This is a genomic window from Granulicella sp. S190, assembly GCF_009766095.1.
Classification (GTDB): domain Bacteria; phylum Acidobacteriota; class Terriglobia; order Terriglobales; family Acidobacteriaceae; genus Edaphobacter.
Window position 1 is genome coordinate 90,636 of the sequence record NZ_LMUD01000009.1, and the last position, 20,569, is coordinate 111,204.

Annotated in this window: 19 protein-coding genes; 9 read left to right on the forward strand and 10 right to left on the reverse strand. The window is 56.5% G+C overall.

Translation table 11 applies throughout. The features are described 5' to 3' along the window. Window positions 1-990 (reverse strand): porphobilinogen synthase, encoded by a 990-nt coding sequence (gene hemB / locus GSQ94_RS04280; protein WP_158942081.1) that lies wholly within the window; start codon window positions 988-990, stop codon window positions 1-3. A 23-nt stretch (window positions 991-1,013) separates the two neighbouring features. Next, the gene (locus GSQ94_RS04285; protein WP_158942082.1) at window positions 1,014-1,556 is read right to left on the reverse strand and encodes a zinc-ribbon domain-containing protein; all 543 of its coding nucleotides are present in this window, start codon (window positions 1,554-1,556) and stop codon (window positions 1,014-1,016) included. Between the two features lie 94 nt (window positions 1,557-1,650). On the opposite strand from GSQ94_RS04285, the gene GSQ94_RS04290 reads away from it, so the two are divergent. Next, the gene (locus GSQ94_RS04290) at window positions 1,651-4,134 is read left to right on the forward strand and encodes an endonuclease MutS2 (protein ID WP_254063648.1); all 2,484 of its coding nucleotides are present in this window, start codon (window positions 1,651-1,653) and stop codon (window positions 4,132-4,134) included. A gap of 102 nt (window positions 4,135-4,236) precedes the next feature. Here GSQ94_RS04290 and GSQ94_RS04295 read toward each other — a convergent pair whose 3' ends face one another. Together GSQ94_RS04295 and GSQ94_RS04300 are read right to left on the reverse strand one after the other, a co-directional pair. Then, window positions 4,237-4,677 (reverse strand): VOC family protein, encoded by a 441-nt coding sequence (locus GSQ94_RS04295; RefSeq protein WP_216843007.1) that lies wholly within the window; start codon window positions 4,675-4,677, stop codon window positions 4,237-4,239. A gap of 204 nt (window positions 4,678-4,881) precedes the next feature. After that, complete coding sequence (locus GSQ94_RS04300; protein ID WP_158942084.1) at window positions 4,882-5,745, reverse strand: DUF427 domain-containing protein; 864 nt, start codon at window positions 5,743-5,745, stop codon at window positions 4,882-4,884. A gap of 325 nt (window positions 5,746-6,070) precedes the next feature. Between GSQ94_RS04300 and GSQ94_RS04305 the strand changes: the two genes are divergently transcribed. Continuing rightward, window positions 6,071-6,271, forward strand: a complete 201-nt coding sequence (locus GSQ94_RS04305; protein ID WP_158942085.1) for a hypothetical protein — start codon at window positions 6,071-6,073, stop codon at window positions 6,269-6,271. A 597-nt stretch (window positions 6,272-6,868) separates the two neighbouring features. Here the strand turns inward: GSQ94_RS04305 and GSQ94_RS04310 are convergent. Beyond that, window positions 6,869-7,399, reverse strand: coding sequence for a hypothetical protein (locus GSQ94_RS04310; RefSeq protein ID WP_158942086.1), 531 nt, complete (start codon window positions 7,397-7,399; stop codon window positions 6,869-6,871). Window positions 7,400-8,338: 939 nt separating this feature from the next. Here GSQ94_RS04310 and GSQ94_RS04315 point away from each other — a divergent pair. Then, the gene (locus GSQ94_RS04315; protein WP_216843008.1) at window positions 8,339-9,046 is read left to right on the forward strand and encodes a hypothetical protein; all 708 of its coding nucleotides are present in this window, start codon (window positions 8,339-8,341) and stop codon (window positions 9,044-9,046) included. 619 nt (window positions 9,047-9,665) lie between these two features. Here the strand turns inward: GSQ94_RS04315 and dnaN are convergent. Further along, window positions 9,666-10,847 carry a DNA polymerase III subunit beta gene (gene dnaN / locus GSQ94_RS04320; protein ID WP_158942088.1) on the reverse strand — a complete coding sequence of 394 codons (1,182 nt, stop codon included), beginning with the start codon at window positions 10,845-10,847 and terminating at the stop codon, window positions 9,666-9,668. 577 nt (window positions 10,848-11,424) lie between these two features. On the opposite strand from dnaN, the gene GSQ94_RS04325 reads away from it, so the two are divergent. Continuing rightward, on the forward strand, window positions 11,425-12,078 hold the full coding sequence (locus tag GSQ94_RS04325) for an NAD(P)-dependent oxidoreductase (RefSeq protein ID WP_158942089.1): 654 nt from the start codon (window positions 11,425-11,427) through the stop codon (window positions 12,076-12,078). A 344-nt stretch (window positions 12,079-12,422) separates the two neighbouring features. Here the strand turns inward: GSQ94_RS04325 and dnaA are convergent, their stop codons facing one another. Further along, window positions 12,423-13,850, reverse strand: a complete 1,428-nt coding sequence (gene dnaA / locus GSQ94_RS04330; RefSeq protein WP_158942090.1) for a chromosomal replication initiator protein DnaA — start codon at window positions 13,848-13,850, stop codon at window positions 12,423-12,425. Between the two features lie 809 nt (window positions 13,851-14,659). Between dnaA and rpmH the strand changes: the two genes are divergently transcribed. The 5 genes from rpmH (at window position 14,660) to GSQ94_RS04355 (ending at window position 18,354) form a co-directional block, all read left to right on the forward strand. Next, entirely contained in the window at window positions 14,660-14,815 is a 156-nt protein-coding gene (gene rpmH / locus GSQ94_RS04335) for a 50S ribosomal protein L34 (RefSeq protein ID WP_123490004.1), read from the forward strand. A 196-nt stretch (window positions 14,816-15,011) separates the two neighbouring features. Continuing rightward, complete coding sequence (gene rnpA, locus GSQ94_RS04340; RefSeq protein ID WP_158942091.1) at window positions 15,012-15,449, forward strand: ribonuclease P protein component; 438 nt, start codon at window positions 15,012-15,014, stop codon at window positions 15,447-15,449. 4 nt (window positions 15,450-15,453) lie between these two features. Next, window positions 15,454-15,708: a membrane protein insertion efficiency factor YidD gene (yidD, locus tag GSQ94_RS04345; protein ID WP_174240882.1), complete on the forward strand. Its 255-nt coding sequence runs from the start codon at window positions 15,454-15,456 to the stop codon at window positions 15,706-15,708. Between the two features lie 120 nt (window positions 15,709-15,828). Continuing rightward, on the forward strand, window positions 15,829-17,628 hold the full coding sequence (gene yidC, locus GSQ94_RS04350) for a membrane protein insertase YidC (protein WP_158942092.1): 1,800 nt from the start codon (window positions 15,829-15,831) through the stop codon (window positions 17,626-17,628). Window positions 17,629-17,733: 105 nt separating this feature from the next. After that, complete coding sequence (locus GSQ94_RS04355; protein ID WP_254063650.1) at window positions 17,734-18,354, forward strand: R3H domain-containing nucleic acid-binding protein; 621 nt, start codon at window positions 17,734-17,736, stop codon at window positions 18,352-18,354. A 20-nt stretch (window positions 18,355-18,374) separates the two neighbouring features. Here GSQ94_RS04355 and GSQ94_RS04360 read toward each other — a convergent pair whose 3' ends face one another. The 3 genes from GSQ94_RS04360 to GSQ94_RS04370 form a co-directional block, all read right to left on the reverse strand. Further along, window positions 18,375-18,938 (reverse strand): SRPBCC family protein, encoded by a 564-nt coding sequence (locus tag GSQ94_RS04360; protein WP_216843009.1) that lies wholly within the window; start codon window positions 18,936-18,938, stop codon window positions 18,375-18,377. A gap of 46 nt (window positions 18,939-18,984) precedes the next feature. Further along, the gene (locus tag GSQ94_RS04365; RefSeq protein ID WP_158942093.1) at window positions 18,985-19,893 is read right to left on the reverse strand and encodes an NADP-dependent oxidoreductase; all 909 of its coding nucleotides are present in this window, start codon (window positions 19,891-19,893) and stop codon (window positions 18,985-18,987) included. A 99-nt stretch (window positions 19,894-19,992) separates the two neighbouring features. Then, window positions 19,993-20,478: a hypothetical protein gene (locus tag GSQ94_RS04370; RefSeq protein WP_158942094.1), complete on the reverse strand. Its 486-nt coding sequence runs from the start codon at window positions 20,476-20,478 to the stop codon at window positions 19,993-19,995. Window positions 20,479-20,569 lie beyond the last annotated feature (91 nt).

The following is a 20,569-nucleotide window of genomic DNA, read 5'->3' on the forward strand; positions in this document are numbered from 1 at the left end:
CTAGCCCAGTACCTTCGCTGCATCCTTCGCAAAGTAGGTGACGATGAAGTCCGCGCCCGCCCGCCGGATCGACAGCAACGATTCCATCATGGCCCGCTCCGGCTCCAGCCATCCGCGCTGAAACGCAGCGTGCAGCATGGAGTACTCGCCTGAAACCTGATAGGCGCCCATGGGCACATCGTACCGCTCCCGCGCCGTGCGAATGACATCGAGGTAAGGCATGGCAGGCTTCATCAACAGCATGTCCGCACCTTCGGCGATATCCTGGTCGATCTCGCGCATCGCCTCGCGCAGGTTCGCGCCATCCATCTGGTAGCTGCGACGGTCTCCGAACTGTGGTGCAGAGTCTGCTGCCTCGCGAAATGGCCCGTAGAACGCCGAGGCAAACTTCGACGCATAGCTCATCACTGGAGTTTGCTCGTGGCCGCTCGCGTCAAGAGCTATGCGAATCGCCTCCACACGCCCGTCCATCATGTCGGAAGGGGCAACGACATCGGCGCCTGCTTTGGCCAGCGATGCCGCCGTCTTCGCGATCAGCGCGACGCTGGAATCGTTCTGAATCTCATAATGATCGCCGTCGCGCGAGACGACTCCGCAGTGCCCGTGCGAGGTGTACTCGCAGAGGCAGACATCTGCGATCGTCACCAGCGAGTCGAGCGCTCGATTCTTCTTGATCGCTTGCAGCGCTTGCTGGACGATGCCGTCATCCGCCCATGCCCCGCTCGCCTTTTCATCTTTTTTTGATGGCAGGCCGAAGAGCAGCAACCCACCCAATCCAAGCGCAGCACACGCCTCGGCTTCTTTCAACGCCTCATCGATCGAGAGGTTGAAGACACCGGGCATGGAGCTGATCTCTTTGCGTACTCCTTCGCCGGGACAGACGAACAAAGGATAGATCAGAGCGCCGGGGTGCAGATGCGTTTCGCGGACCAGGGACCGCATCGCACTGGTTCGCCGCAGACGACGCAAACGCGTGACAGGAAAGTTCATGCTTCCAGTTTACGTCCAGCCTCTTAGGTACGATCCGCGACCGTGTCATACTCCAGTCCCGAAGCGCCTGGAGCCAGAACCCACAGCGTGTAGATTCCCAGCGCGGTACCAAAGAGCGGCTTCAGCAGGGTAAGGATGCCGACGACGATAGCAAACATTCTGCCCCAGGGACGGCGCGTCAGCAGACTGTAGCCGACAGTCACCGCCAGCGCTGCCATCACCACCGTATAGACCGCAATCACGGGGAACAATGCGCCCATCCACGAGTGATCGAGACCGCCGTGGTAGTGGCTGTCGAAGGGCCAGTCGAATCCCCCTAGGTTGCGGAATGCGAACGCACGCAGAAAGAACATTCCAATCAGTCCGCCGATCACGCGGTATGCGCCAAAGACACACCAGAGTACCCCCAGTGTCTGCAGGTTCCGCTGGACTCGTGGCGCGGCCATGGCTATTGGCGGGTTGGGATACGCTGCATATATCGGTTGAGCGGCGGCTACCTGAGCCCCGCATCTTGAACAAAAATGAACGCCCTCGCCGACGGGAGTTCCACATGCCTGACAGACCATCTCACACCTCCAACCATTCAAGGCGCCGGCCCTGCGCTCTCGTTGCTACGCATAGGGGCGGTCGGCAGTTCCCTGCGAGGGTACGATAAGGGAAGTGAATTTACCATCGCTATTACCGATCATCCCGTCTCCCCTTCGCGAAGCCAGCTCTGCGGTTCTGGAGTGGCCGCGTCTTCGCGAAAATATCGCCGGCCGCACCTTCTCCCCCCTCGGCCGCGCCTGGGTGCTCGCGCTGGAACCTTGCGCCGACCTCGCCTGGATCGACCAGCAACAGCAGCGTACCGCAGAGCTGCGTGCCATGCTCTCCCGCGGGGGCAGCTTCGAGTTCCGTGGACTCTTTGACCCGACGGCGCTGCTCGATAAGGCTCGCATCGATGGCGCTGCGCTTGAGTCGACTGAGATTCGCGACCTTCTCGTTGTCGTGGAGCGCGTCGCCGCTTGGCGCAACCTCATCGATCCTTCGCCCAGCGGTACGCGCTACGACTGGCCCAGTATCGCGGCCCTGTCTGCGCCTTTGCTTGACTATGACCTGGCCCCGCTGCTGCGTCTTCTGCGCGGCAAGATAGAAGCAGACGGCAGCCTCAATGACGATGCCTCGCCAGAGCTTCGCCGTATCCGCCGCGCGATGGAGCGCCAACATCGCGCCATTGAAGCAAGCCTTCGCAGGTCCTTGCAGAGCCTCAGTGAAGGCGGCAGCACGCAGGAAGATCTCATTACGATTCGTGGCGACCGCTTTGTCATCCCCGTAAAATCCGAGTTCAAGCGCAAGGTTCCCGGCGTCATCCACGGATCTTCTTCGTCCGGTCAAACCGTGTTCGTCGAGCCGCTTGAGACGATCGAACAGAATAACGAACTCGTTCGGCTGCTTGAGGAAGAGCAGTCAGAGATTCATCGCATCCTGGTTGCGATGACGCGGGCGCTGGGGCAAAACGCGGCCGCCATTCATCTTGGCTCGTGCATTCTCGCCGAGGTGGAGTCTCACTACGCCCGTGCTCGCTTCGCCGAGACTCTGAACTGCTCGCGTCCCCTCTTTACGCAAGAGCTCTCGCTCACCGCCGCTCGCCATCCCCTTCTTGAGCTTCGCATGCGCGCCGCAGCCATTGCAGAAGAGACTGCACCGGCCACCCCCATTCCTCTTACCATCGTTCTGCCTACGGACGCGAAACAACTCATCATCAGCGGTCCGAACACAGGCGGTAAGACAGTCTCCCTGAAGACTCTTGGCCTGCTCTCGCTGATGGCTCAGGCAGGCATCCCCGTTCCTGCCGAAGAAGCCAAGCTTCCTCTCTTTCAGAATATCTATGCTGATATTGGCGATGCTCAATCCATCGAGCGCAACCTTTCAAGCTTTTCTTCCCACGTCATTAATCTTGATCGCATCTCCCGCGAGGCGGGCTCTGATTCGCTGGTCTTGCTGGACGAATTAGGGTCTGCCACAGATCCCGAAGAGGGAGCCGCTCTTGCAGTTGCGATCGCGACCCACTTCCTCAAACTCAACACCTGGTGCTGCATCACGACCCACCTCACCTCGCTGAAGGTCTATGCCGCCAACCATGGCGGTGTTCTCAACGCTGCTGTCGGCTTCGATCAAGAGACTCTTACTCCCACCTACGAGCTGCGTCTCGGCGTTCCTGGAGCCTCTGCGGGCCTCAACATCGCAGCACGGTTGGGTCTTGCTCCCGATATCATCGCAGCCGCGCGCGCCCAGATGACCACGCAGACGGCAGACATCGGCGCCTTCCTCGACCAGCTTCACGATCAGCTGACAGCAGCCGCGATTGACCGCGAGACGATGCAACAACGAGAGCGCGAGCTCTCCCGTGAGAAGGCTCGTGTCGAAGTCGAAGGCCGCGTGGAACAAAAGGCACGCACCAAAGAACTGGAGACGAAGCTCAATTCACTGCTTGAGGACTTCGCCTACCAGCTTCGCGAGACGGTCAAAGCGATCGACGACAAAACACTTGCTCAAAAGATCGCTCGCGACTCCGACAGGCGCATGGCAACTCTGCGCCGCGAGTTCTCCGAGCAGTTCAATTCCGCTGTCGTCGCTCATACCTCGAGAGCTGACAAAAACGACCCCGCGGCTCAGCCGCATATTCCCAAAGGCATCAAGGTCGGAGACCTGGTCAAGCTGAAGTCTCTGGGACGCCAGGCCAGGGTCGACCGCATCATCGACGCGAAGACCTTTGAAGTCTCGATGGGGCCGATGAAGATGCGTGCCGCTATCGACGACATCGCAGAAGTTGAATCAGTCAAAGTCGTGACGCCGCTCGAGGCCGCGCGCAAGCGCGGTGGGATCACCGTCGCAACGGCTAACAACGACACCGATTACATGACCTCTGAGATCAACGTGATAGGCCGCACAGCCGACGAAGCCCAGACCGAGGTCGAACGCTTCCTAGATCGGGCTTTTCTAGCTGGCCTGCCCCGCATCCGCATCGTGCACGGTACTGGTATGGGTGTTCTTCGCAGGACTCTGCGCGAATATCTTCGCAGCCATCCTCATGTCACCACCGTCACCGAGCCACCGCAAAACCAGGGCGGTCAAGGTGCCACTGAGGTCGAACTTCGCCAATAACGTGCAGCAATGACGTTCTAATGCTTCGTCGAGAGCATAGTCCGCGCCGCCGAAGCGCCATCGTAGCGGCCCGATTCGACATCGCCAAGCCCCATAACTATGTCACACCGTGCGGTAGCCCCGTTCCTGTAGCACCCAGCTATTGCCATCCGGATCGGAGAAGCTGGCGAAACTGGCATAGTTTCCGCGCGCAGGGTCAAGCCCAGGTGCGAATCCTCCGTCCCAGGCTCCAACGGGAGTCTTGTGCCGGATCTCACCGATCTCAACCCCGCGTTCGAGCAGAAGGCTCTGTGTAGCCTCCAGGTCCGCGACGACGAGATAGATATTGCGAACGGAACCAGCCGGCGCATCGGTGAGTCCTTTACCGATCTGGATCGAGCAGTTAGAGCCGGGTGGAGTGAGCTGCACGACGCGGAACGCCCCACTAGGCGAGTAGTCGACGTCAAGCGTAAAACCGACCTGATCGACATAGAATCGCAGGGCGCGGTCGACATCGCTCACCGGCAGAGTGATCACTTCGACAGAAAGCGTTGGTGTTTTCACGGTTTGGACTCCATGCAGATTCCTGTGAGGGATCGATTCCAACATCTCAGAGATCGATGACCATCATGTTTTAGAGATCAATGACAAGGTCGCGTGTCGGCTGCGAACAAGATTGTCATCGGCGGGCATCGCGAGTGGCTCCGGTCCGTAGGCGAAGCCCCGAAACCATCTCTAGCGTTCAAAAATTCCTAGTGTTGCATTTTGTTATCGGCGTGCACTCGCCTCCGCGACGGTGAGTTCCCGATCGGGACCATGCGGAATGACTGTCTGGCCTGGTTCAAGCTGCAGCTGAGTTCCGTCGAGCAGTACCGAAACGATGTCGGGCTCGAAGGACACCATGCCGGAGATGCGGCCGACCTCGGTAAAAGCTTCGGGATAGGACCATGCGCCGAGCCGTGCATCGCCGATGTCGTAGTAGCTGCACAGCCCTTTGTAGGGGCAGAACGTCTGATGTTCCACGAAGGTCAGCGTGGATTCATCGATGTCGGCACGCGGAACATACCAGCGTGGCGCAAATCCCGACTCGTACAGAACGAGCGGCTGTTTGGTATCGGCGACGACGCGGTCGTGATGGCGAACTACAAGATTGCGTGATGTTTGCCGGATGTCGATGCGGTGGTAGCTGTCGGCGGCGTGGCCCAGGATCCGTTCGTCCTCTTCATAGAAGGCGTCCATGGCCGGCCAGGCAAACGCGACCCTTCCCTTCAAATCGCTCGCGTAGGCGGGCAGGTCCGCGTGTTGCCACGCGGCACGCGGCGTGCTTTTCTCCCCACCGCGCACGGTGTACCAGGACGTAAGACCAAGATCCGGATGTCGGGTGGTATGGTCGGCCAGTTGAAGTACACCGGGAGTGACGTCAGCCTCTGGAAAGTAGGCCACCGGGTAGCGATCCGGCTCGAAAAGGAGCAGGACGCGCTCACTATCGGCGATCCAGCTTCCGCCGAAATGCACACGCATACGCCGACGCAGCGGTTCGACATACAAAAGCCTGTCAGGCAGCGTCTCGGGAACGAGAAACCGACCGATTGATTTAGGCGAGAGTGGACCTTGTTGCCAGGACAGTCCCATTGCTACCCTCCAATGAATTCACCAGCTGTGAGTATAAGGGATCAGCCACTCGCCAACCGCTGCCGGGACTTGTGTGCCATCTTCCTCACAAGTCCAGAAGGCGCACTTGACCAAGAATCCTCTCGTGTAAGGACTGTTGAATTTTTGATCTATGATTTTTGGAGAAGAGAGTTACTGTTATATCGGGAACTGCCGCATAACAGTTGGCGTATTGCTTTCTAGAGTATTTGGAGAGGTGATGACGATGGATAAACGCCGCACTGCTGCATTCGCGATTCTTCTGCTTAGCGGGTTGATATGAGCTACTTGCCATATATATATAAGAATGATCACGGCGAATACGACCACATCAAATGTGGCGACGCCATTCGGTGGAATTGAAATAAAGACGAACGATACGGTTGTGGCGCAAGGGTTGGGACTTCCTGCCTATCCCGATGCAGAGTTACAGGAGAACGAGGGCGACTACAACGGAGATGCGGACGTTGACATGAGAAGGCTGGATCCAAGCAATTCCAGCACATAGTGGTAATCGATCCGAATCGAAGTGGAAGCAAGATGGAAGTTGTGTCGGTTCATATACCAGACCATATTTCATCGGGTGACGAAAACCGGAACAACGCAAATGAATGATATTGGTTGAGTTCTCCGCGTACGTTTGCGCCATGGTGTGCCGCCACATTGTTTGCAAAAGTAGATACCTTACTTCGCGCCCTGTGCTCTTTTGTGCACCGCGAGAGCTAAATATCGGTCTCCTTCTTCGAACATTAGTCCGCCTCTAACCAAGTGCTTCAACATGACGTCAATTTGTTGAGGTTCAATCTCATGCACGCCGGTTTTGCTCAACATTTCCTGTATTACCTTGAATGAACGATGCTCGCCACAGAACAAATAAACCTGTGCCGCTAGACCGCGCAGCGTTGTTCATCTCCCTTCAGAAAAACTTCCAGACTGAAGCGGTCGATTGTCGTAGATAGTTAGAAAGTCAGGTCCCTTTTCAAAATAGCAAAACCAGTTTTCTCTGTCCAAGCCTCCTGCCACTCTGTAATGAATTCGCGGGAAGGCTGAAAATATTCAAATTGATCGCCGAGGTCGGCTTCTCCTTTCCGATTAAAGTAGTAAGTCATTTTTCCATGTCCACTAGTGACTCTGGGAAAAGCAAGCGGTAGAGAGGCGACGGTTCCAGGCTGAGAGAGTATTTTTCTTGATCGTAGAAGTAAGGACTAAACCGCTCAAAAATTACTCGGCTTGTTCCGACGGGCGGACTCAAATGGCTGATGGTCCGAAATATTTGAGGGAAATCGGCATAATCCGCCGCCATCTCGCCAGGTAAACCATACAGCACATTCCGATATGGATAGATGCCAAGCTCACAACAGAATTTCAGCAATTGGATATTCTGGATTGCAGTAACGCCCTTGTTCATGAGCTTTAACAATCGCGTACTAACGCTTTCAATGCCTGGTTGGATTTTAGTAATCCCCGCAGTTCGTAGCAATTCGACCTGACAACGAGTCAGGTTGGCCTTAACCTCGAAGAAAAGTGCGAGATCGATATCGGAGTTAGATAACTTCGGCAAAAGCTCCGTGAAGTAATCCATGGCTAGAATGTTGTCTACAGCGTCGAGAGTCAAACAACGATAATCTTTCGCCATGCTTACAATTTCTTCGTAAACACGGCAGAACTTTTTTTGCGGAAGGTCATGGTATCGCCATTGAGACCGCAAAAGGTGCAGTGGTGCTTTGCACCCCGCCAGCACCCTCGTGAAGCTTCAAACGGCAACGAGACACTAAGATGTTTGTAGAATCCTGCTTCTGTTCTGCCTCACCGTGAACGACGTAGTCAATCCAGTCGAATCCCTTTAGTAACTCAAAGCCCATCTCTGAATCCACGCTGGCGCCACCAAAAATGATCTTCACCTCTGGATGGATCTATGGGGAGCCCCAAAAGCGCAGGCGCTGGTGGTTGGTGTAGAACTCGACGTCTTTTCTGCTATTCGCGAAGGTTATTCCACTTGTGCTCAAGTTGCCGAAGCCGCTGGTGCGTCAGTGACCGGCATGTAGACTCTGCTTGACGCGCTTGTTGCCTGCGGTTATTTGCATAAAAATGGGAACACCTATTATGTGGAGAATTCGGTCATTGAGTTTCTGGTTCGGGGCCATGTCAATTACATGGGTTCAGCAGTAAAACGCGTGCGCGCCCACTGTGAGAGTTGGGGACAGCTCTCCGAGGTCGTTAAGAGTGGTTCCTCGTTTCAAAAAGTAAACCAAATGGAAGAAGGCGGCGCTTTTTCGCTGACCACGTTCAAGCCATCTTTCCCAGCAATCTGCATGCCGCTCAACAACTGATTCGTGGGCTTTCCAAGGATATGCTGAGCCAGGTCGAGCAAATCCTCGATATTGGCTGCGGAGCCGGTGCCTGGGGCATCGCTCTAGCCAAAGCTTTTGCCTTCGGCTGTTTCGATAGCACGAAGGCATAGGATTTGCTTTCTGCTCCACGTTATCAATCCCGTTATCGCATGGCTGCCGCCAATTGTACTGGTTTCGCCCCGAGGATTTCGAGTTGATCGAGCGAGGTGAGCTGCACCTGAATCATGGCCGCCGTATCACGGGGCAGTCTATCGAGTGTGGCGTCGATGTTTCTTCAGCACTTCGTAGGCTCTTCATGGCCGCTTCTTCAGCAGGCTTTTCAAACAGGCTTAGACATATTCAGCTTGTTTGATATTCAGTTTTCCGGAGATAGAGAAGAGGTCGCCTCTATCCGGAAGGCGGCAGTCCAGGCAGCGCGTGGTTGGCTTCTCGTTACACTAAACGAGTTTCAGGCTGGCAGAGTGCCCGCCCATAATCGCAAAAAGCTGTTAGCGCTCATCGCTGACGCGTTCGGATCAGAATTGTTAATCGAGGATAATCCGGCGTCGGCAAGGGCGGCAATTAGAGACCTTGATGATTCCATGCTGATCGACAGCCTCTTCACCGACATTCCTGCGATTGTCGGCACCTGGCATCCACAGCTCGCGCACACGCTAGCCCCGCTCACCGGAGCGAACAGGGATTGGCAGTTTTACAAAGAGCAGATCCAGGCAAGCCGGGCGCGCGGCGTGAAGTATCCCTGCATCATCCTTGGCGCGGGTGGACAGTTAGGAATAGGCCATCTCCCGGACGATTTTCCAGCGACTCATATCTCTGACCCTGAAGAGGAAGTGCTGTTCGTTGACAATCAGACCTATGCGGAGTTCACGACCGTCATCACTTGGACGGACCTTGCCAATGGTTCAGTGCAGAGCATTCAGCCAAAGTGTTAAAAAGCATAGCTCTGGCTAATGCGGGCGGCACTCCGTGCCGTTTAGAGGAAGATCTTGGCATGGGGCACGGACGTCTTTCCGCTAAAGACAAAGGCCACGCTTTGTCGTGCACGCGTGATCCAACATAGAGCTTCGTGTTTGAGCCTTTGATATGCTTGGGATCGCCTGTACGAAGCCATTTTGTGGCGGGTCCGTGTGGTTAGATTAGAACACGGTCAAAGCTTAATCCCTTGGCTTCACCGAAGTTCATGGGCGAAGAGAATTCGCTGCATAGCGTTCTTCTGTATGAAAGCGATGCCGGAAACTGGAGGCAAGTTGATAGATGCGGTTACGAACCTGGGCCGTCATCAAAGGCTCCGGACGAACTGGGTGGGATCGTCGAGGATCGAGCGCGTTTTGCGCCGTGGGAGAGGCGATTGGCTTTTGGCCACAACAAGGCCGAAAGATCATGATAGGGCCGGTATAGCGAGGCCACAAGAAAAAGTGATTCCTCTGCAGGTGATAACAGCGCTGGCAATGCAATGCACTCATCGAGTGCCATCTACCAAAACAAATCAACCATATTCTGGCCATTTGGCCAAATTATGGTTGATTTGACACCGCCGAACGGCTCGTTGGCTCAGATTCGCATTGGCATCAAAATATAGCGGTACTTCACATCTTCATTTGCATCTTCAGGCCGCATCTGGCCTGCAGACTGAGCGTCTTTGAACTCCAGTCGCACTTCGCCCGTATTGCCGATCGCCTTCAGAAAATCAATGAGGTATTGGCTGTTGAAGCCGACCACCAGCGGATCATAGTTGTAAGGAGTTTCGATAGTGTCTTCCGACTCGCCGGCATCCGTGCTCGAAGAAGAGAGCTTCAACTCGTTCTGTTCAAGGCGAATCTTGATCGCTCCACTGCGCTCATCGGCAAACTGCGCAACGCGCTGGATACAGCCCATCAAGTCTTCAGAGCGCACAATGACGAACTTGTTGTTGTCCCGCGGCAGCACGGCCTCATAGTTGGGAAACTGGCCTGTCAGCTTACGGCTGGTCAATACGCGCCCACCCACCTTGAAGAAGAGAGTCTGGTCATCGTCGGCAAACTCCACTGTCTCGGACTCCGTCACGCCCAGTAGGGAGGAGAGCTCACTGAGCGCTTTCCGAGGAATCAACGTCTTCTTTTCGCCAGACACGCCCTCTAGCATCTCGCCTAGTTTTTCGATGTGTGCCAGGCGGTGACCGTCGGTGGCTACCATCGCCATGCTCTCCGCCTTCAAGACCAGCAGAGCACCATTGAGCGTGTAGCGAGACTCTTCGTTTGAGATCGCAAAGATCGTCTTCGAAACCATATTCTTCAGCGAAGGCACTGAAATCTTGACCGCACCACTCGACGGAAACTCCGGAACCTGCGGAAAGTTCGCTCGCGCCATTCCGACCATCTTGGTGTTGGACCGGCCCGCCCGGATCTGCACCCAGTGGTTGTCCATCAGTTTGATGGAGATCTCGCCTTCCGGCAGAAGCTTGATGTAGTCATACAGCTTTCGCGCAGGAATGGTGCAGGCTCCAGCCTTCTTCACCTTCGCAGCGCAACTTGTTCGCAGGCTTTGGTCGAGATCTGTTGCGGTGATCGTCAACCGGTCGCCGTTCTCGCCCTGCGTCGCTTCAAAGAGAAAGTTCGAGAGGATGGGAATCGTCGTCTTGCGCTCGACCACGCTTTGAGCAGCGGTCAACTCTCGCAGCAGCTCTGCGCGGGAGACTGTGATCTCGAGGTTGCCGGTTGGGGCTGGCGCTGCGCTCGTCTCGGTCGGCAAAGTCATCTCGGGCTCCTGGGTCGCACTGGTCACAGTTTTGTCTCCGTCTTCGTAGTTGCTGCTGGCCAAACTTTACACCGAATCGAACTAGCGGTGCATCCTGGCCGCTCAACGTCTGCTTGATTCTAGGGGTGAACCGCCCTCCAAAGCGATAGATTTCTTTGTGGAAACCGGGGGCCGTTGTGTGCGATGTCGAAACCTGCCACAACTTCTCCTCTATGCCGGTTACTGCTTCTAAAAAACTAAAGAAAAAGAGATAAATACCAGTAGCAGTAGCAGTTGTAGCTTGAAAAGTGGATATCTCTTCCATCGATCTCATAACGAGGCATTTACCCCTGAGTCTTGTTTTAGAAAACTGGCTCTGTAAATACGCACATGAAGGAATAGCAGCCTGAATTGTTAGTTCAATAGCCCTCTTATCCCTGTTCTTCACAGCTGCTACTTCAAGCTCTCGAGAAGACTTATGACCAAACGTGGGAATGTTGACCAAATAAAACAGAATGAGAGGTTTACCCCAACCACTTTTTTCACACCTGCGTCTCATGCCAGAGGATAATCAGTCCCGAGCTTGAAGGAGGCCAGGATGAAGGTCGCTCTCTTTGGTGCTAGCGGTGGTACCGGAAAACTCCTCACGGAACGCTGTCTGGCTGCTGGCTACCAGGTCTCTGCACTGCTCCGCACCCCTGCGATGTTTGCTCTGCGCGAGCGCGTCCGCGTAGTTCAGGGAAGCGCTTTTGACCCTGACTCGGTGCGCGAGACGATCGAAGGTGCCGACGTGGTGCTTTCGGCTTTGGGAGCAAAGTCGCTCAGGAAGGAAGATGTTCTTGAACGTGCTGTTCCTCTTATCGTTGCCGCGATGCAGGCGACAGCTACTATGGCGAAGCCGGTGCGCCGCATCATCGTTCTTGGTTCTGCGGGTGCGCTTGCTTCCTCGCTCGACAAACAACCCGTCTGGCGGCGCTGGATCGTGCAGAACATCGTTTACAACACCTTTCTGAAGTGGCCGGTGGCGTCGCAGGTTTCGCAGTGGAAGGATCTCTCTCAGAGCGACCTGGACTGGACGATGGTGATGCCTCCGATGCTGACTAATGCTGCTGGACGGGGCTCTTATCGGGTCGACGGCGAGGCGCTGCCACGCAATGGCAGCCGCATCTCACGAGAGGATGTTGCGGACTTTATGATGCGGCAGATTAACAACCCGGAGTGGGTTCGGAAGGGTGTTTATCTGTCCTGGTAGAGGACTCGGTAGACGTTGTGGCAGAGAAAAAAGTCTGGGTGGTGGAAGAGCTGTTTTGCAAGGGGTTTTTTGCGAAAAATGGTGTTTTGGACGTGATGTTTTGGTGGTGTGACCGTGGTGGATTGCGTGGCTAGCGTGGTGCTGTGACAACGTGTTTTTTCGTGGCTGACGATACGCCATGTTTTGGGACTATTTTTTTAGTGGAGGGTGTGTCCTGCCGGACGGTCCTCCTGCGCGGAGGGCGGTCACTTCGTGACTTGTATACCTTGCGGTGGCTAGGGAAGCTTGCTGGTCCTCCCGTTGGTCGGAATGATCTTCCTCGCGACCAACGGGCCGTCAAAGCTTTAGCTCAGTGTCTCCATCAGCTTGTTGATGGTTCGGTTCAGGTCCTTGTCGGCGCGGCGCTGCTCGTCGATCTTGGAGATGGAGTGCATGACGGTGGTGTGGTGCTTGCCGCCGAACTGACGGCCGATCTCCGGCAAGGAGGCCTCGGTCAACTGCTTGGCGAGATACATGGCGATCTGCCGCGGCACCACGATCTGGCGGGAGTTGTTCTTCTGCTTCAGCTCCGCGACGCGCATGCCGAACTGCTCGGAGACAGTGCGCTGAATAGTCTCGATGGTGATCTTGCGGACCTGCGTGTCGATGAACTGCTTGAGGCACTGCTGTGTGACGGCGAGAGTGATCTCAACGCCGTGCATGCTGCACCAGGCGATGAGACGGACGAGTGCTCCCTCGAGCTCGCGCACGTTGGTGCGGACGTTCGAGGCGATGAACATGGCGACATCGGTGGGAAGCTGCGTCTGCTCGCTCTCCGCCTTTTTCTGCAGGATGGCGACCTTGGTCTCGAGGTCGGGCGGTTGAATGTCGGCGATGAGTCCCCACTCGAAGCGGGAGCGGAGACGGTCTTCAAAGTCGGCCAGCTCTTTGGGAGGGCGGTCACTGGCGATGACGATCTGCTTCATGCTCTCGTGCAGGGTGTTGAAGGTATGGAAGAACTCCTCCTGGGTGCGCTCTTTGCCGGCGAGGAACTGGATGTCGTCGATGAGCAGGACATCGACGTTGCGGAACTTGTCGCGGAAGCCGGTCATCTTGTCGTAGCGGACCGAGTTGATCATCTCGTTGGTGAACTTCTCACCGCTGACATAGCTGATGGAGGCGTGGGGCTGACGGCGCTTCACGTCGTGGCCGATGGCGTGCATGAGATGGGTTTTGCCCATGCCGACGCCGCCGTAGAGGAAGAGCGGGTTGTAGGCCTTTGACGGCCGCTCTGCCACAGCCTGCGCGGCTGCAGCTGCGAACTGGTTGCCGCTGCCGATGACGAAGGCGTCGAACTGATAGCGCGGGTTGAGCTGAGAGGCTGCACTCCAGTCGAAGCGTGCCTGCTCCGGCGTGGGACCGGAGACGGTGCTGGCTGGCGCGCCGAGACGCTGCCTGGGAGCGCTCTGGCTGTGGCTGGGCACGGGGGCGAATCCGCCGTCTTCGCGTACCTTGGGGGCGCGGGGATCCTGCTCCGGCGTGGTGAAGGCGACGGCTTCGACGTCGAGGCCGAGATTGTCGATGGCTTCCTGGATGAGGTCGGCGTAGCGGTCGCCGATGTGCTGAAAGTCCGTGGAAGGAATTCGCACGAAGAGCTTCTTGCCCTCGAGGTGCGAGAAGCGGGTTGGCTTGAGCCACGTCTCGTACGACTGGCGATTAATTTTCTTTTCCAGTGCAGCCAGGATACGTACCCAATAATTCAATACGGCGGTCGCCGTCGGAACGAATGACATTCTTAGTTTCCTTGTCTTGTTTCCTGTTCCAAACCAGACGCGGCACTTCTTTCAATCGTGCGGCTTCGCACGGTAATCGGCAAACAGTCATCCTTTCCTGACCTTGCGGACAGAGAGGAAGACTACTGTGTTGCCAGAAATCTCTCCGCTGTGCACCGAGTGCGACCTGGTTGCGGAGAGGAGTAGTTCAACGTGAATCAGAGTGCGGGACGACTGGGCTTGCAGAAAAACGTCTTGCGAATCGGGTTCGATAGTAGCACGGAAAAGACAGCGATTTTCCATGCAAAGAATCAAAAAAAAGAAGTTGCACCATAAGCAGTGAAGAAGTGAAATTGAGCGTTCCCAGAGGGGAAAAAATACGTAGCGACTGGGATGATTCTTCTCTTCTACTGCGAAGTTTCTTGTGATAGGGACAGCGTAGTTTTGGACATCACTTTGTCGGGGGAGAGAGCTTCAACAAATCTCAGAGCGGCTGCGACGGAGGATGCGAACGGTACTTCCATCATAGCTTGGTATGAGGTCGATGATCTGCTGCGGAGTTGTTTGAGCGATGTCATTTTGACGATCTCTTTCATGAGCATTAATGAGGAGCATCTATGAAGCCTCTTCTCCCAGGAGTGCTGCCGGGGAGCGCTGCTGCGCGTTGAGTGAGGAGTCCACAGTCATCGCGAGGATGGCCCTTCGTCACTGGCACAAAGGTCGCAGCAGAGAGGGCTGTGAAAATCCGGTCCGATCGGGTATACTCAGAGATTGCTGCAACAGTCTAAAAGTTTGAGCAGGTGTTGTACCCTGCGCAGGAGTTTTTTGTCATGCCGAAGCGTACCTTTCAACCGAACCGCCGCCACCGCGCCAAGACCCACGGCTTTCTTTCCCGCATGAAGACCAAGGCAGGTGCTGCAGTCCTGAGCCGCCGCCGCGCCAAGGGCCGTCATAAGATCGCCGTCAGCGCCGGTTTCCGCGACTAGTTTTACTTCTCTGAAGCGAAGAGATCGAAGAAAATTTCAAAAGGTGATACAGGCCATCGAGGAGAGCTGCGGCTCGCTCCTGATGGCCTGTATCTTTTTCCGTTTTGCCTGCGCTGTTGTGGCTGTGCGTTCGGCCAGCCCGCAGCTTTAAAACCATAGCTAGTAGGATGAGAGGGAGCGGATTGCTCCGACCGTGATGACCGCGACTCCAAACCCGATCTTTCGTCTGCGCAAACATGCCGACTATCAGCGCGTGTACAAGGCCAGCCGCAAACAGTTCGCCAAACAGATGAGCTACTTTTTTACGTTGCGGCCGCAGCTTGGACCGGATGGCACAGCGCTGCGGGATGCCGATGCGTCGAGTCCGCGCGTGGGCCTGACGGTGGGGAAGGTGATGGGGAAGGCAGTCGACCGCAACCGCATCAAGCGGCGGATGCGTGAGGCGGTGCGGAGGAATCTTGCGGCTCTCCACACGCCGGTGGACGTTGTGCTGCACCCACGACGCAGCGTGATCGATCTCGACTTTCCAACGCTTGAGCGCGAGGTGGCGATTGTCTTTCGCGCGATTCAAAAGGCGGCGGAGAGGCAACCGAAGGATCGCGCGGGCAAGCATCCTCCTACTCTCTCGCTCTAAAACCATGGATGACAAGCCCAGCTTCGCGGTTCGCATGGCCTACGGGATCTACAAGGGTGTTCTTTCGCCGGTGCTGCATGCGTTTAGCCCCAGCCAGTGCCTGTATCTGCCGACGTGCTCTGAGTATGCGTATGTCGCGCTGGTGCGTTTCGGCGTGATGAAGGGTTCGTGGCTGGCGCTTCGGCGGGTTGGCCGATGCCATCCGTTCGCGAAGGGCGGCCTGGATCCGGTTCCGTTGCGCGGAGCGGGCACTGAGTAAGGGACTGACTAAACGGGATCTGGCGCTGCACCTGTTTCTACAGACCATTTATCATGAGAAGTAGCGTCTTCGAGTTTCTCCGGAGGCAGCTTACGTTTCACAAAGAATAGGAAGTCTCTTTTGGCTGAGTTCAAGAACCCCAATCAACAGGGCGGCGGCGACAATAAATCGCTGCTCGTCATGATGCTCGTCCTGGTCACCGTCTTCTTTGGCCTGCAGTACTTCCGCTCGAAGAACAACCCGCAGACGGCTTCTCCGAATGCCAGCCAGAGCGCTCCCGCGAGTACGCCACAGGCTGCTCCGCAGGCGATGACTCCGGCAGCGGCGAACAGCACGCTCCCGGGCTCGGCTACGACTCCTTCGGTGCCGGCGGTGCAGGCCCAGGCAGAGGCGACCACGACGGTGGAGAACGAGCTCTATCGCATTACGTTTAGCAATCGCGGCGCCCAGGTCTCAAGCTGGATTTTGAAGAAGTACAAGGACTCCGATGGCAAGCCGCTGAACCTGGTGCATACGCAGGCGGCGCAGCAGTTCGGCTATCCGCTCTCGCTGTATACGTACGACGCGGCGTTGACGGCGGGGCTGAGCAAGGCGCTGTATGTGCCGTCGGCGAGTGGGACGCTGGCTGCTCCGGCGAGCCTTACGTTCAACTATTCGGACGGCTCGACGACGGTGCGCAAGACGTTCTCGTTCGACGAGACTTACGTGCTGCATGCGGATGTTGAGGTGACACGGAACGGCGCTCCGGTTCGCACGCTGATCAACTGGCCCGGCGGCTTTGGCGATCAGGATAATGCTTCGGCGTATGCGGGCGCGCAGCTGGATGTTGCGCGGCATGCGAAGGAAGAGCACCTGGCGGCGAAGAAGGTTTCGGGCGGCGAGACGTTGAACGGGCCGTTCGATTGGGCGGGCACGAGTGATACTTATTTTGCTGCGATCTTTCTGCCGGATTCACCGGATACCTCGTCGCTGGTGATGTCACATAACCAGCTGGATGTGGCGAAGACGATTCGGCGTACGGGACTTGGCTCGGGTGCTCCGGCGAAGGGAGCGATCGAGGTACCGATTCTGGGCGCAGCGCTGGGCGATACCAGCGGACGGACGCAGACCCGCGTGTATGTTGGGCCCAAGGCCGTGAATGTGCTACGGGGGATTCACGCGACGGGCGATACGATTACGCTAGAGCCGCTGCTGGACTTCGGCTTCTTCGGGCCGATCGGGAAGTACCTGTTCCTGTCGCTGCAGTTTATCCATGCGCACATTACGTCGAACTGGGGCTGGTCGATTGTGCTGCTGACGGTGCTGATCAACCTGCTGATTCTGCCGTTGCGCGTGAAGACGATGCAGAGCGGGCTGAAGATGCAGCGGATTCAGCCGCAGATGGACGCGATCAAGGAGCGATACAAGAAGTACAAGGCGACCGATCCGAAGCGCAACGAGATGAACGTCGAGATCATGAAGCTGCAGAAGGATAATGGAGTGAACATGTTCGGCGGGTGTATTCCTACGCTGATCCAGATGCCGCTGCTGTTTGCGTTCTTCAGCATGCTGCCGAAGGTGGTGGAGCTGCGGCAGGCGCACTGGTTCTGGCTGCCGGATCTGTCGAGCGCCGACCCGTATCACATTCTGCCTATCGTGATGATTGTCAGCCAGTTCCTGGTGCAGTTCTACACGCCGTCGCCGGGTGTCGATCCGCAGCAGCAGAAGATGATGGCGTTCATGATGCCGGCGGTCTCGGGATATATGACCTGGAACTATGCGTCGGGGCTGGCTCTTTACTGGACGATCGGGAACCTGATCAGCATCGTGCAGCAGTCGGTGATGAATCGGACCAGCCTGGGCCGGGAGATGCGGGAGATTGCGGCGAAACGCGCTCGCCGCAAGGCAGGAGCGCCCACTACCATTTCGGGAAAACGGTGAATTTTAACAGGCTCCGGAGATTTTGACAGGTTCCAGATACGAGCGGAAGTGATACTACTTTGAGATAATGGTAATAACGCTCGTACTTTGGAACCTGGTTGTTACATGATGACGAACCCCTTTATGGATCAGGGCCATGCGGTAAAGAAGGTTAGAGACTTTCTAAAGGTTTTGACGGATACAGGAAGTTTCGATCTGCAATCCAACATCCTTGCCTGCAACGGCCACGTGCAACCCAGCCCTGATGCTCCTGTCAGTGCGGACTCCCCTGTCTCAACCGGTACACCACAGACTCCGCTTATCTGCGTTGAGTTTACGGGCCGGGACACCTCCCTTCTTCTGGCCCGCAACGGCGAACTGCTTCACGCTCTCGAGCACGTCGCCGCGAAGATTCTCCGCCTGGAACCCGAAGAACACGATCTGATCTTCTTCGATGCTGAGGGCTTCAAAGCCAAGCGGGACCGCGAGCTTCATCTGTCTGCCGAGACTGCTATCGAACAGGTTCGGGCCACCAACAGGCCCTACTCTTTTCCGCCGATGACCTCGCGCGAACGCCGCATGCTCCACCTTGCGCTGGCAAAGTCCGGCTTGCCGACGGCCTCTTCGGGCGAAGGTCCAAGAAGGTTCGTGATTCTTTATCCGGATGGCCCGGTACCCACTACACCCGAGTCGCCTCAGACGGCAGAGCGTACGCGAGCGATTCAGAACAGCTTTCGCCGCCGCTAAAGACGCTCCCACTTAGTGAATCAGCTCTGGGAGTACGGCACCAGACCGCCCGCTTCCCATCTTTTCTTTCCCGGCTTGCTTTCAGAGGGTGTGGCAATGGTCACGGATTGCCCGTCGAGGTACCGATGCCAGTCCTCAGACTCAGCCACTTGCTTGATGTGCTCATTTCGTTTCATCAGAAATGCGACGAGGTGTCGCTTGACCACCAACTTTGTCGCAAACCGTCCAAGCGCACCCCAGGGAGCTGTGAACCGGACCTCATCCCTGATCCGGGTGCCTTCGTCCATGGCCGCAAAGTGATGCTCGTGCTCGAAGTGGGAGAAGACACCCTTGACCATGGAGTCGCGAAAGTAAGAGTAGGGGCGCATAGAGTCGATTCTGCTCTTGTGGCGCAGCTTCAGTCCGAGATGCCGGCCACGAAAGGTGACCGTCTCGCCTTCGCTGATAAGGCCTGTCATTACCCCATCGACCGCACTCTCACCAGAGGAGCGTGCCGAAGCCACATGAAGATCGACACTCAGGCTAAGCAGAAAGACCCGTTCTACGGGTGCATCTATCCAGGTTTCTAATTGAATCGTTTCCATGGCCCGTCACCATTTACTTTTTAGTACTCGGCGTAACGAGAATAGATTACGCCAGTAATAGTACTTTTCCTATACCACCTTTTTCCGCGGCAGCCTGCGCCTCGCCTGCATCGGCCAATGGCACCATCCGGTCGATTGGGATGACGAACCGTCCTTCGGCCACATCTTCGGCCATCCTTCGGAGCGTCTTTGTATCCGGGACCGCTTGGACAGGCTCGATCCTGACAGTGGGGTGCATCTTTGCGTTGCCGGGAGGCCCGAGGACCGAAGCGAAGACACCACCCTGCTTGACCTTTGCCAGCAGGGTCTCCGCAGTCTTGCCGCCCACGGTGTCGGCTATCGCATCGAGGAATCCAAGTTTGTCGACTGCCTGCGGGTCGTCGAGTGCGAGCACGTGGTCGACGCCGAGGCTCTCCGCTTGTTTGAGCTGCGATTTTTTTACTCCAGCGAAGACGACGGCTCCCGCCTTCTTCGCGGTCCATACGGCAGAGCGGCCGACACCGCCCACGGCGCCGGACACGAGGACTGTCTGGCCTTTCTCGATCTTCGTGCCGCGCGTGATCAACTGCTCCCCGGTCAAGGTGACCAGAGGCAACGCCGCCGCCTTTACCAGATCCAGCTTTTCAGGAACCAGTGCAAGGTCGGATGCCTTCACCACTACGAGTTCGGCGTAGGCTTTTGTCGTGAGCGCCATCACCTTATCGCCGGGGGCGAATCCGGTGACGCGGCCGCCAATCTCGCGCACGATGCCGGAGATATCTCTTCCAAGGATTGCCGGCAGTTCGAGAGGGAAGTTTTGCCTCGCCTCGCCACTGCGCATCTTGTAGTCGATGGGGTTTACGCTGCTTGCGGCGACTCTTACGAGCACCTCTCCCAGACCAGCCACAGGATCAGGCATGCCCTCATACTTCAACTTGTCCGGTCTACCGTACTCGTGCAACACGACAGCCTTCATGGAAAACACCTCATACCCAGGTAAGATGCATAACGCAACGCATCTGCCCATGCGGTTAGACGAGGTAGCACAGTATTGTGTGTTTGGGGGTGTTCCGCGTTACGGTTCCGCGTGGATCTCTTCCGGGAGATATCTTCGCCACTCCTGGCTTTCGGCAACCTTCTTCAGCAGTTGCATGCGGCGGCGCAGCACACGGGAGATGTAGGGCACGAGGATGGTCTGAGCGACGATCCTTCCTATCCAGGAGAGCGGCAGCGTAAATCGAATCTTGTCGTTCAGGACGGTGCGCCCATCCATATAGAAGAGATGATGGTCGTGCTGGAATCGTTTGAACCGCCCACGGCCCATCGTGTCCTGGAAGTAGGTTGGCCGCTCGTAACGTGTGATGAAGCTCTCATGCATCTGCGGAAAGCCGAACTTCCATCCTGCCCAGAGCAGATGATCTCCGCCTACGATCATGCCAGTGGTCTTGCCTTCGATCGGCTTCATTCCCAGTGTTCTTCCCACCAACTCAATGTTGGTCGAAAGCAGAAAACATCTCTCGATCGGAGCATTGATATGAACACTGTCGCTAATCGTAAACATCGGTCCCCTGTCGATTGTACTGTTTCCGAGGCGTGTCACTCAAGCTAAACCTTTGCTCGTCAACAGATCCGCCATTTTGCGGCGAATCGTT